Annotated in this window: 12 protein-coding genes; 1 reads left to right on the top strand and 11 read right to left on the bottom strand. The window is 48.3% G+C overall.

Going from position 1 to position 12,721, the window contains the following annotated elements; genetic code table 11:
• Positions 1-56 precede the first annotated feature (56 nt).
• The 6 genes from DXC51_RS16770 to DXC51_RS16740 form a co-directional block, all read right to left on the bottom strand.
• Positions 57-1,979: a DNA gyrase/topoisomerase IV subunit B gene (locus tag DXC51_RS16770; protein ID WP_117544990.1), complete on the bottom strand. Its 1,923-nt coding sequence runs from the start codon at positions 1,977-1,979 to the stop codon at positions 57-59.
• A gap of 299 nt (positions 1,980-2,278) precedes the next feature.
• On the bottom strand, positions 2,279-3,478 hold the full coding sequence (locus DXC51_RS30300; protein WP_117544966.1) for a DUF1189 domain-containing protein: 1,200 nt from the start codon (positions 3,476-3,478) through the stop codon (positions 2,279-2,281).
• A 74-nt stretch (positions 3,479-3,552) separates the two neighbouring features.
• Positions 3,553-4,422: a DegV family protein gene (locus tag DXC51_RS16755; protein ID WP_021633549.1), complete on the bottom strand. Its 870-nt coding sequence runs from the start codon at positions 4,420-4,422 to the stop codon at positions 3,553-3,555.
• A gap of 120 nt (positions 4,423-4,542) precedes the next feature.
• Complete coding sequence (recG, locus tag DXC51_RS16750; protein WP_117544989.1) at positions 4,543-6,591, bottom strand: ATP-dependent DNA helicase RecG; 2,049 nt, start codon at positions 6,589-6,591, stop codon at positions 4,543-4,545.
• Positions 6,592-6,665: 74 nt separating this feature from the next.
• The gene (locus tag DXC51_RS16745) at positions 6,666-8,354 is read right to left on the bottom strand and encodes a DAK2 domain-containing protein (protein WP_102288801.1); all 1,689 of its coding nucleotides are present in this window, start codon (positions 8,352-8,354) and stop codon (positions 6,666-6,668) included.
• Positions 8,355-8,368: 14 nt separating this feature from the next.
• Positions 8,369-8,722, bottom strand: coding sequence for an Asp23/Gls24 family envelope stress response protein (locus DXC51_RS16740; protein WP_021633552.1), 354 nt, complete (start codon positions 8,720-8,722; stop codon positions 8,369-8,371).
• Between the two features lie 180 nt (positions 8,723-8,902).
• On the opposite strand from DXC51_RS16740, the gene rpmB reads away from it, so the two are divergent.
• On the top strand, positions 8,903-9,088 hold the full coding sequence (gene rpmB, locus DXC51_RS16735; RefSeq protein ID WP_025490009.1) for a 50S ribosomal protein L28: 186 nt from the start codon (positions 8,903-8,905) through the stop codon (positions 9,086-9,088).
• Positions 9,089-9,322: 234 nt separating this feature from the next.
• On the opposite strand, the gene DXC51_RS29560 is transcribed toward rpmB, so the two are convergent.
• From DXC51_RS29560 to DXC51_RS16715, 5 genes are all read right to left on the bottom strand, one after another.
• Positions 9,323-9,475, bottom strand: a complete 153-nt coding sequence (locus tag DXC51_RS29560; protein ID WP_021633553.1) for a hypothetical protein — start codon at positions 9,473-9,475, stop codon at positions 9,323-9,325.
• 127 nt (positions 9,476-9,602) lie between these two features.
• Positions 9,603-10,013 (bottom strand): GerW family sporulation protein, encoded by a 411-nt coding sequence (locus DXC51_RS16730; RefSeq protein ID WP_021633555.1) that lies wholly within the window; start codon positions 10,011-10,013, stop codon positions 9,603-9,605.
• Entirely contained in the window at positions 9,997-11,097 is a 1,101-nt protein-coding gene (locus DXC51_RS16725; protein ID WP_117544965.1) for a DUF2953 domain-containing protein, read from the bottom strand. Before DXC51_RS16725 ends, DXC51_RS16730 begins: the two co-directional genes overlap by 17 nt.
• 15 nt (positions 11,098-11,112) lie before the next feature.
• Entirely contained in the window at positions 11,113-11,421 is a 309-nt protein-coding gene (locus tag DXC51_RS16720) for a hypothetical protein (RefSeq protein WP_154463722.1), read from the bottom strand.
• 211 nt (positions 11,422-11,632) lie between these two features.
• The gene (locus tag DXC51_RS16715; RefSeq protein ID WP_025490010.1) at positions 11,633-12,085 is read right to left on the bottom strand and encodes an NUDIX hydrolase; all 453 of its coding nucleotides are present in this window, start codon (positions 12,083-12,085) and stop codon (positions 11,633-11,635) included.
• Positions 12,086-12,721 lie beyond the last annotated feature (636 nt).

The following is a 12,721-nucleotide window of genomic DNA, read 5'->3' as shown; positions in this document are numbered from 1 at the left end:
GCAGCCGGCAAGCTCAGGCAGACCCGGCTCCGACCTGCTGCCCTCCGGAATCAACCTTAAATATCAAGCTCCGCATCCGGTGCATAATCATAGATGAACGCTTTCCTGGGAGGAACATCCGTACCCATAAGCAGTTCTGTAACCTCGGAGGCCATTCTGGCATCCTCGATTTCCACCTGCTTGAGCATACGCGTTTCCGGGTTCAGCGTGGTCTCCCACAGCTGCTGCGCGTCCATTTCACCCAGACCTTTATAACGCTGCAGGGTAAACGGGCCTTTATGGCGTTTCCTGTAGCGCTCCAGCGCTTTATCATCATAGAGATATTCTTCACTCCCTTTGGAAGGCATGGCCTTATACAAAGGAGGCATGGCAATATAAACATGTCCTTCAAAAATAAGCTCAGGCATAAAACGGTAAAAAAGCGTCAGCAGTAGCGTGGAAATATGCGCGCCGTCCACATCCGCATCGGCCATGATAATAATTTTGTTGTAGCGCAGCTTGGAAATATCAAAGTCATTCCCGTAGCCTTCTGAAAATCCGCAGCCAAAAGCATTGATCATGGTTTTGATTTCCGCATTGGCCAGAACCTTGTCAATGCTGGCTTTTTCCACATTCAGGATCTTGCCCCTGATGGGGAGAATCGCCTGGTAGGAACGATCCCTTGCCGTCTTGGCGCTGCCTCCGGCGGAATCTCCTTCCACGATGAAAATTTCACATCTGGAAGGATCCCGGGATTCACAGTTTGCCAGCTTTCCATTGGAATCAAAGGAAAACTTCTGCTTGGTGAGCATGTTTGTCTTTGCTTTTTCTTCGGTTTTCCTGATTTTGGCAGCTTTTTCCGCACAGCCTATGATACTTTTCAGTGTTTCCAGATTTCTGTCAAAATAGCGGGTGATTTCGTCTCCCGTCACCTTGCTGACCACCTTGGCGGCATCCTGGTTATCCAGCTTGGTCTTGGTCTGTCCCTCAAAACGGGGATCCGGATGCTTAATAGACACCACCGCCGTCATGCCGTTCCTGACATCGGCGCCGGTAAAGTTGGCGTCCTTCTCCTTCAGGATATTCAGCTCCCTGGAGTAGGAATTGATCACGCTGGTGAACATGGTCTTAAAACCGGTCAGATGCGTGCCGCCTTCCGCATTGTAAATATTGTTGCAGAAGCCGAGGACATTTTCATGGAATTCGTTCACATACTGAAGCGCCACTTCCACGGAAATCCCTTCGCTTTCACCGGAAAAATAAATGATATCGCTGACAGCTTCCTTCGTCTTATTCAAATCCTTGATAAAGCCCACAATGCCATCCGGCTCGTGGAATTCAATAACCTCAGGAGTCTCCCGCCGCTTGTCCTCAAAAACAATGGTAAGCTGGGGATTCAGATAAGCAGTTTCATGAAGGCGGCTTTTTACTTCATCCTCTTTGAAACGGGTCTTTTCAAAAATGGTGCCATCGGGTAGGAAATTAACACAGGTTCCGCTCTCACGTGATTTCCCCACCACAGGAAGCAGGCCGTTTTCCAGTTCTATGACAGGAATACCCTGTTCATATCTGTCTTCATATACCAGTCCGCCGTTTCTGACCCGCACGGTCAGTCTTGTGGACAGTGCGTTGACCACGGAAGAACCCACGCCGTGGAGGCCGCCGCTCGTCTTATATGCGGAATTATCGAATTTACCGCCCGCATGCAGTGTGGTAAAAACAAGACGTTCCGCACTGACTCCCTTTTCATGCATCCCCACAGGAATTCCCCGTCCGTTGTCATCTATGGTAGCAGAACCGTCAGCCTCCAGGGTGACCCGGATTCTGTCGCAGTAGCCGGCCAGATGCTCGTCCACCGCGTTGTCCACGATTTCATATATCAAATGATTCAGACCCTTGGTGGATACGCTTCCGATATACATACCGGGTCTCTTTCGTACTGCTTCCAGTCCTTCAAGGACCGTTATGCTGGAAGCATCATAATTATTGCTTTTTGTCATGTATAACCTCACATTCTGCCGTAACGGCGGCATTGGAACTGATTTGGGAAAAGAAAAAACAGGTCAGCCGCCTGTCCTTCCCGGGTTATTGTAGCACAAATGTTTGGGTAAGAAAAGGCAAAAATTATGTTTGCGGTATAAACGCACCTGTCCCAGCCGGTTTCCTTCCGGAGCCGGGGACCGGCCGGGAAGGACCTACTGGGACAGATGCGCTTATTCGGGCAATCTATGCTGGGTATAAAAAATTATAAACTGCAGGGAATACAGGCCGCTGCCTTTTCCTGAACAGGATTTATTACCTACTGCGGATTGTCCCAGGGATTTCCGTTACCGTGAGTAGCATTACCGCCGTAGGGGATTCCGCTGCTGTCAGGGGCATTGCCGCCGTAGGAGCTTCCATTGCTGTCAGGGGCATTGCCGCCGTAGGGATTCCCGTTGCTGTCAGGGGCGTTGCCATAAGGAACATTTCCATTATAAGGGGTTCCGTTTCCATAAGGAGCATTTCCGTTGTAAGGGTTTACATTACCATAGGGAGCGTTTCCACCTGATGGATTACCGTTACCATAAGGATTACCGTTTCCGTAAGGAGCGCTTCCGCCATAAGGATTCCCATTCCCATAAGAATTTCCATTTCCGTAACCATTCCCATAAGGGACATTTCCGGAAGGATTGGCTCCATACCATGGACCGCCCTGTCCTGTGAACTGGCCGGCGGCAAACTGATCTTTGCAGTATTTAATGCCAAAAACCAGATAAAGGCAGGTAATAAGGCGGCAGAGCCAGGTGATCCGGGGTATATTGAAGGGCAGAAGGCTGTTTACCGCTTTCAGCAGATGCGGAGTAACCATGGAATAAAGGGCCAGCTTATAGATGGCTCCAAAGGGCAGCGTTATTCTCATAATACTCTGGACGATAATTCCCAGCACGCCGTAAATAAGTGCGGAGAAAAAGTATCCGGCGAAAAGGAAAATGTAAAAGACAATAGCAACGATTGCCATTATCAGATGGAGATAGGGAAGGAACCTTAGGATATCCTCCCGGGAAAAGGAACCTATGCCATAATAGCTGCTGCTCTGCAAACTGCCGTCGGAATACATGATGAAATTGGAACGGGCAAACAGGGCAATTTTACGGTATCCCTCTTCCCGGAGAATATGCACCATATCCTCTTCAAAGTATTCCGTACTGCTGTCGGCATAGACATAGACGTCCCCTGAATTATACCGGAAGGTATCATCCATGTGCAGCGTTCCTGCGCTGATGGTAAAATCTGGAAGATACTCCGTCACATAGTCCCGGAAGCCATGAGAGGTTATCATGGTAAAAATATAGGGAATGACCAGAATTACAAGCATATATAAAAAGGTAAACAGAAAAACAAATCCCGCCGCTCTTCCGCCGCCAAGCCTGGAAAGGGATGGATATCCCGAAGGTTTGGCAACTGCAGTTTTTATCTGGCTGAAAAAGCCTTTCTTTTCTTCGTTCTGTACATTTGACATTTATATACCTCCTGCATATCACAGTTTTTCATGCGATACTGCATCAATCAGCGGTTTGAAAGGAACTTTCACTTTTACTCCCCGTTCCTGGTGGTACAGGTTACGGCCAGGGCGCCGGGGCCTATGTGGCAGGCCACACTCAGTGACAGATGATCCACATAGCTTTCGCATCCGGGGAACTGTCCCAGGACTTCTTCCCGGAAATCCAGGGCTGCCGCATTATTGTTGGTATGAGCAATGTCAAGCCACATGTCTGCCTGCTCCGGCTCCTTTCCGAAGCGTTTGGTGATGTCATTTTTAATGGCATTCATCATGATCTGCTTCCCCTGGGCGGTGGTTCTCGCCTTTGCGAAGGCATCCAGCTTTTCTCCCTGAATCTGGAGCACCGGCTTTATTTTTAAAATGGTTCCCAGTGCCGCTGCAGCCGGCGTGATGCGTCCTCCGCGCTTCAGATAAAGAAGTGTATCTACCATTATATAAATGCTGGAATTGTATTTATCCTTTTCCAGAAAATCTTTGATTTCTTCTGCCTCCATTCCCTGGGCGGCCAGATATCTTGCATCCAGGACGGAACGGCGCTGGGTAACGGAAATCCGCTGATTATTCACAACCTGTACTCTGCCGTCAAAATCCTGTGCCAGCATAAGGGCTGTCTGACATGAGCCGCTCAGGCCGCTGCTCATGGGAATATGCACAATACTGTCATAGTCCTTCAGAAGGTCTTTCCAAAGCTGCAGGACAGATTCCGGAGAAGGCTGTGAGGTTGAAATAGCTGCGCCTGTTTTCAGTTTCTGGTAGAACTCCTCCTGGGAGAGACTGATTCCCTCAAAAAAAGTCTTGCCTTCTATCATAAAGGGCATGGGAAGAACGCTGATGCCAAGCTCCTGTGCCTGCTGTTGGGTAATGCCGCTGTTACTGTCTGTTACAATTGCAACCTTTGACATAATTATACTCCTTTTGAATGTCTTTTACGGTAACGGTCCGGACAACAGTACTGTCACCTTTTCCGTTTCCCCTGCAACACCGGTTATGCTCCGAAGGCAGAGAATAAATTCATTCTACCGTCAGATGCTCCTAAAGTCAATGGAATTCCAGTTCTCTTTTTCCTTCTCGTAAAGCAGGCTGTATCTGCTGCTGGTTTCCTCCGGATCCTCAGCTGCGATCCGGTCAGCCAGGCTGCTGGCGGAAAGCAGAAGATCGGAATCCTGGTAAATATCTCCTATTTTAAAATCAAGCAGCCCGCTCTGCCGTATACCGAACAAATCTCCGGGACCTCTGAGCTTGAGATCCTCATTGGCAATATGAAAGCCGTCATTAGAGCTGTTCAGTATTTTCAGGCGTTTCATGGTCTGCTCATTGTCATTACCACTGATAAAAATGCAGTAGCTCTGGGCATCGCCCCTGCCGACCCGCCCCCTGAGCTGATGCAGCTGCGCCAGGCCGAAGCGTTCCGCATTTTCCACCATCATGACGGTTGCATTGGGAATGTTGATTCCCACCTCAATAACCGTGGTGGAAACAAGAATGTCGATGTCCTTTCTGGCAAAAGCATCCATAATGCTGTTTTTTTCCGCAGGCTTCATCTTTCCGTGAAGCGCGGCAATCCGGATGGTGTCAGGGAAAACAAGTTTCAGCTTTTCCGCATAGTCCAATACATTTTCCAGCCCGTCCATCTCTCCTTCTTCCACCATGGGACAGATGACATAGATCTGATGCCCTTCCTCAATCTGCCTGCGGATGAAAGCATAGGCAGTCTGGCGGTAAGAGGTGTTTACCACACAGTTTTTTATAGGCTTGCGGCCGGCAGGCATCTCGTCCAGGACGGATACATGCAAATCTCCGTACAAAACAATGGCAAGCGTTCTGGGAATCGGCGTTGCGCTCATGACAAGCACATGGGTGTCCTTTCCCTTATCCGCCAGAGTCTCCCGCTGCCTGACGCCAAAACGATGCTGTTCATCGGTAATGACAAGGGAAAGCCGCCGGTATACCACCTTTTCCTGAATCAACGCATGGGTGCCGATGATGGCATTGACCTCCCCGGCTGCAATTTTTCCGTAAATTTCACGTTTTTCCTTCGCGGTCTGGGAACCGGTCAGCAGTGCGGGACGTATGCAGAGTCCATATTCTTCGCTCATCTCAAGAAGGGCTTCATAATGCTGGACGGCAAGCACCTCGGTGGGAGCCATCAGGCAGCCCTGCCTTCCGTTTGCCGCACACATGAGAAGCGCAAGAAAAGCCAGAATTGTTTTCCCGCTTCCCACATCTCCCTGCACCAGCCGGTTCATAGCATTTTGACTGCACATGTCCGCTTCTATTTCCGACCACACCCTCAGCTGGGCGCCCGTCAGCCGATAAGGAAGGCCCGCCAGGAGCCTTTGCGTATCCTGCACGCAAGTAAGCGGCTCTTCCACCCTGCGGACCTGGTTGTCCTCCTTCAGTTTCCGAAGCGCCAGGAAAAACTCCAGGAATTCGTCAAAGGCCAGCCTTCTCCGGGATTCCATCAGTTCCTCCGTACTCTGGGGGAAATGGATCTTTTCCAACGCATCTGCATAAGGAATGAGACGGAATTCCTCCCGGATGTCAGCCGGAAGGTATTCCGTCAAAGTGATGCTTTCCAGCGCCCTTCGCACCGCCTTGCTCACACCATTATTGGTCAGGCCCATGGTTAGCGCATATCTGGGCTGGAGAGTTCCCTGCAGGAGGGCATACTCCTCCGGCTTGTATATCCGGGGCTGCTCCATGCGAAGCGGCTTTCCCTCCTGGCATACGCCGCGGAATACATAGGTCATGCCGGGCTTAAGCATATTGCGCAGGTAAGGCATGCCGAAAAAAGTGATACGAAAAAGGCCGGTTGCATCCCCGGCCTGAACGGTAGTGATTAAAAGATTACGGACATGCTTCGTGGAAGGCGTTCCGATAACGGAAGCCCTGACCGCACATACCCTCCCGGGGACAAGACCTGAAACCGTTACGGTGGATTCCATCTTGTCATAATCCCGCGGATAATGCGTTAAAAGCTGCCCCACTGTCATAATATGAAGCTTGGAGAAAAGACCTGCCGTCTTTTCTCCAATTCCTTTGATTGCTGTTAATTCCGTATTGATATCCATTTTTATACCGTCTGCATACCGCAGGCCTGCCCGCGGCATTACATGAATCAGTCGTCTGAAAGAAACCTTCAGGCTTATTCTGCTGAAATAATATAGTAATAAATCGGCTGTCCGCCGTACTGCAGTTCAATGTCACAGGAAGGATATTCCGCTTCGATTCTGCCCTTCAGCTTCTGTGCCGCCTCTTCCGTGATGTCTGCGCCATAATAGATGCTGATAAGCTCAAGATCCTCATCCATCATGGCTTCCACCATACGGAAGGAAACCTCTTCAATATCACCGCCTACAGAAAGGATGCCGGCATCCCCGATGCCCATGTAGTCTCCCTGCTTGATCTCCTTATCGTCAATGACAGTATCCCTTACGGCATAGGTAACCTCGCCGGTCTTTACATGGCAGATTTCCTCTGTCATGGAGGCTTCATTCTCTTCTGCGCCCATATCCGGGACATAATTAATCACAGCCGTAATACCCTGGGGAATGGTCTTGGTGGGAACTACGATCACCTTCTTATCCTCTACCAGATATTTCGCCTGGTTGGCTGCAAGAATAATATTTTTATTATTGGGCAGCACATAAACCGTATCCGCATTTACCTGATTGATGGCGTTTATTACATCCTCAGTGCTTGGATTCATGGTCTGGCCGCCGGCTATAATATGGTCAACACCAAGTCCCTTAAAGATCTCATCAATGCCTTCGCCTACGGAAACCGCGATAAACCCGGCTTCCTTGCGTTCAGCCGTCTCTTCTTCCGCCGCGGGTGCTTCCGTGGTATCCTGTGCATCCCCTGACATCTTGAAAAGCTTCTCCTGATGCTCCAGACGCATATTGTCTATTTTCAAATTGGAAAGGGCGCCATACTTCAATGCCTTCTGGATTGCGAGTCCGGGGTCATTGGTATGTACGTGCACCTTGACCACGTCATCATCCGCAACCACAACAATGGAATCGCCTATGGATTCCAGATATGCCTTGAAATCCATCTCCTGCTTGATATTGAAAGTTTTGCTCAGCATTATGATAAATTCCGTACAGTAACCAAACTTGATTTCCATATTGGCCTGCGCTTCCAGGCTGGCATTCACGGCAGACTGGCGGGATGAGCTCTGTGCAGGTTCGCTGATCGAGAAATCAATCTCCTTGCCAAGGAAAGCGTCAAAGGAACCGTGAAGCACTTCAATAAGCCCCTGTCCGCCTGAATCCACCACGCCCGCCTGCTTCAGGACAGGGAGCATTTCCGGCGTCTGGCTGAGAACATATTCCGCGTGCTCAATGACTTCCCGGATAAACTTCTCCATATCTGTCTCACCTGCGTCGGCAAGCTCACGCGCTTTCATGGAAGCGCCCTTTGCCACGGTAAGGATGGTTCCCTCCTTAGGCTTCATTACCGCTTTATATGCGGTCTCCACAGCCTTTTCCCCTGCAGCGGCAAGAATCGGGATGGTTATCTCATCATACTCCCGGATACCCTTGGTAAAACCGCGGAAAAGCTGGGAAAGGATAACGCCAGAATTCCCTCTCGCACCGCGGAGGGAACCGGAGGAAATAGCCTTTGCAAGAGTCATCATGTCAGGTTCTTTCATTGCAGCCACTTCTTTGGCGGCGGACATGATTGTGAGGGTCATATTAGTACCCGTATCTCCGTCAGGAACCGGAAATACGTTCAGTTCATTAATCCATTCTTTTTTACTCTCAAGATTCTTGGCGCCTGCTAAGAACATCTTCGCAAATACCTTAGCGTCTATAGTATTTAAACTCACAACTAAAGTCCTCCTTAATCAATCACTCGTACACCTTCTACGAAGATGTTGATTTTCTCAATTTCCATTCCGGTGAATTCTTCCACTTTATACTTCACATTATCTATCAGGTTGTCCGAAACAGCCAGAATACTAACACCATAGGAAACAATTACATGGAAGTCCAGTGTCAGTTTATTATTGTTAATTGTTACCGTAATGCCCTTGGCCAGATTATCTTTTCTTAAAAGCTTCACTACGTCCTTCACGGTGATTCCCATGCCGACGATACCGAAGCATTCCATTGCCACTGTACCAGCATACTGCGCAATAACTTCTTTATCGATGGTTATATTGCCCATATGGGTATTCATAGAAGAGCCCTTCATGTAGTACCTCCTTCTTTCTTACCGAAAAATATAAGATTATTATAACCGCTTTCCGGAAAAAATGGAAGTCTTATTTAATTTTCAGATAATCCGGCAAATTTTGCTTGCCAAACAATTATTTTTCTGGTATTATACACATGTTGTGGTCTGAAAAATTATTATGGTTTAGGAGGTGCGAAGATGGCAAAATGTGATATTTGCGGTAAGGGTGTTCATTTTGGAAACAACGTAAGCCATTCCCATAGAAGATCCAATCATATCTGGAACTCAAATGTTAAAAGCGTGAAATGCAAGGTGAACGGCGCATCCAAGAAAATGCACGTATGTACCAATTGTCTTAAGTCCGGCAGAGTAGAAAGAGCATAAAAGGAACTGTTTCCTGAGATTTAATCTCCCAAGGAATTATATTCCGGGGAATTAATCCCTTTGCTATGAGGTCTGTTGAAATGATTGACACAAAGACAAGACTGTCAGAATTCGGTATCGAATTTACAGACAGTCTTTTTTTGTGCCTTAAATGTGTGATACAGGCTGGAGCATATTTGAAAATTGCCCTAAGGCCGGTATGTCTGGGCCATATTGCCTGATACTGCTTTTACTCTATTTTTCGCAGAAAATCATATTATAGCTCACCAGCAGCAGAATAACTGCCACGATAAGCCCGGCAAGCCTGTTGGAAATGAGCAGTGTTAGAACCATGCCAAAGGCGATACTGAATACGATAATTCCTACGAACTTCCACATTTGCTGCATCTGCTTACTCCTGGCGGCTTTACTAATATAGTATGCCGGCGCAGTCCGTCCGATGCTTTGTTGCCCGAACTATTAATGACAAAAGAAAAACCCCGGCAGCAAGCCAGGGTTTTTCTTTTGAAACTCACTAATCGATTACCTCATCATCTTCCGAAGGAAACGCCGCTTTTTCAGCTTCCTCATCGCTCATCATCGTTTCATCCTTGGTAGTGAACTTATCCACCAGGTCGGGAATCATATCCAGTATCTTGGTAACGCTGTCCTGATTTTTAATATTAACCAGCTTCGTCTGGCCGTTTTTAATCAGGAGAACCGCACTGGGAGTCATTTTCCCGGACAAGCCTCCGGCTCCGCCGTCCTTGCTGCCGTTGCAGCTGGCTCCCGCACCTACGCCGAAGCTGACGTCAACAAGAGGAACTATAATCGTATCATCGATTTTTGTCGCCTCTCCAACCACCGTCTTAGTTGACATCAAAGCATTGGCGCCTTTCAGCAGGGATTCCATTACGGAACTGATGCCGTTATTTTTTTCTGCCATTTGTCATTTCCTCCTTTTTAAGCCGTCTGACGAATCTCCAGGTCTTCTTATCAAGTATAATGCGGAGCACCGCGGCAAAAGCCACCACGAACCGCACCCTGCCGCGGATATCAAACTCTCCCTCCAGGCGGGGTTTTTCAAAATCGGGACTGATATGGACAGTCTCGCCAATTATCGGGTACAGCATTCCGTGTATGGCCAATATCTGGCCCGTAGATGCGGGATCCCCGGTTCCAACAATGAAATCCACCTTCATTTTCCGGGGTCTGAGATGCCGCAGCAGCCTTCCGGCCTCCCCATGTACATTTTTCAGGATCAATTGTGTCTCATCCAATGTGAGAACATCTATATAATAATCTATATTGTCCCGGATCTGCTTTATTTTATCACAGAGCTTACTGATTGTGTACTGAATATTCTGAAAAGTTTCCTTAACAGCTTTAAAGAAAGAAGAAAGCATATCACTGAAGCGTACCCACCAGGCGGTTTTGTGTGAAGCTGTTTCCTTTTCTTCAGATTCCTTCTTTGACTTCCCTTCCGGTTTTGACTCTTGTTCTGATTCTTCTTCCGGTTTCTTTCCCTTTATCTCTTCACCCTTCTGTTCTTCGCCTTTACAGCTTCCGTCCTCCCGGCCTTGCGCGCTCCGCTCTTTGCCGGTGTCTTTTTCCTGAAGCTTCTGAACTTTCTGGACAGCTTCTCCCGAACACTGCCCTTCGTTTTCCGGCTTCTTCTCCTCTTCCGCACTTTTTCCGGCATCATCCCCGCCCGGAACAGACTTTTTTTCATCAGCCGCCGCTGCCTTCGGCACCTTCTGCTTCATACGGAAACGAAAACCGCATATTTTCAGCTGTGAAAGATAATTCTTCTCATACTTGCCCGTGTCATATTCCAGACTATAGCTGAGGGAAGAAAAAAACCAGGTCAGACGGATAATTCCATGAGGCTTACCCTCTGCCGGAATTTCGCCCCTGGCCCGATATCTGACCGGAACAAAAAGAACCAAACATAAAATCAGAAGGAGAACGGCCAGAATGATGAGCAGGATAACGCCCACTGTTTTTAAAATACCGATTACGATTCCCATGGCTTCAGCTCCTGCTTATCTGTGCTCCAGAATATATTTTTTGATATCCGCGCCCCCGGTTTCCCTGACCACCTTTTCCGTCATGGCGACTACCATATCCACGGCTTCCGTATAGCTTGCGGCAAGACCTACGATAAACAGATCCTCCTTATCGTAAAACTTCTGCTGCAAAAGAGCACAATGGAAAATGTCCAGCTGATCATCAGACTTCGCCAATGCAATAATATAGATAGAAAACTGCCCGGCATTCGCCCTCAGCTTCCATTTCACTTTTTCCGGATTGCGGATGCTTTCACTGACATACAAATGTCTGTAGAACTTCATTGTGCCTGTCACTTTCTTTCCGAAGCAGATTACGGCATTGCACTGCAGCAGCCTGTTACCCTGAACATTTACCTGCTATTTACAAATTTGCCTGTTTCTGCCTCTTTTATACAATAAGGAAGAATTTGATTGAAGAAAGGCGGCATGGAATAATGTCCATTCCGCCTTACCGCCTTTTTTGTGTAAAATTCCCGGACGGCTGCCGGAAACCTCAGAAATACTTTTTGCTGCCCCACAAATTCTTCTTCTTGAGATCCAGATATTCATGATAGGCCTTCTCCAATATCTGCTTCTCATTGGCAAACTTGAGCAGATGATAAGCCTCATGATACTTATAGAATCCGGAGTCAACAAAATATTCCTCACGTTGTGGTTTACTGTAATAACTGTCGGCCATCATCAGATACCAGTGAACCTCCTTGTCCACCGTATCCTCCGGCACACTGAAGGTATACTCACTCTTCCCGATATACTTGATAATGGATGCCCTGGCACCGCTCTCCTCAAGAACCTCCCGGAGCGCCGTATCCTTATATTCTTCTCCTGCCTCTACCGTTCCCTTGGGCAGCACCCAGCCTTCATACTTGTTCTTGAAATTCTTATACAAAAGCAGAATCTTCCCACGGAAAATAACCACACCGCCACAGCTTGTTGCTTCTATCATTGCAATTCCTCCTGTTTGGTGTGAGCCGCGCCCCATATCTCAAAACACAGAACGCATATTCAATTGCATAAACTACATAAAGTATATCCCAAAACCCCCCGTAAGGCAAGTATAAAATTCTTTATCAGATGTGTAGGGAGGACGTCTATACGAGTTACTGTTCCGGGGCTGTAGGGCGGGTTTTCTGGGGGGAGGGGATTGGGGGGCGCTGCCTGGCCCTGTTTCCGGGACCGTGGGGGGGAGGTGGGGTGTTTTGGGATCCAGCCTCAAAAACGGGGTGTTTCTAATTGTTCCGAAACAACAGAATTCTGTCAACGCGGCTGGAACTCCTCACACAGCGGCCTTTGGCCGGCTGCGTTCGTCAGACAAGCCGCTACGGGCGACAGAATTCTGTTGTTTCGGAGCAATAAGAAACATCACCGTTTTTTCCAATGGTTCCCAAAACACCCCACCTCCCCCCCACGGTCCCGGAAACAGGGCCAGGCAGCGCCCCCCAATCCCCTCCCCCCAGAAAACCCGCCCTACAGCCCCGGAACAGTAACTCGTATAGACGTCCTCCCTACACATCTGATAAAGAATTTTATACTTGCCTTACGGGGGGTTTTGGGATATACTTTATGTAGTTTATGCAATTGA

It is taken from the genome of Eisenbergiella massiliensis (assembly GCF_003435485.1).
This window is presented reverse-complemented; position numbering and strand designations above follow the sequence as displayed.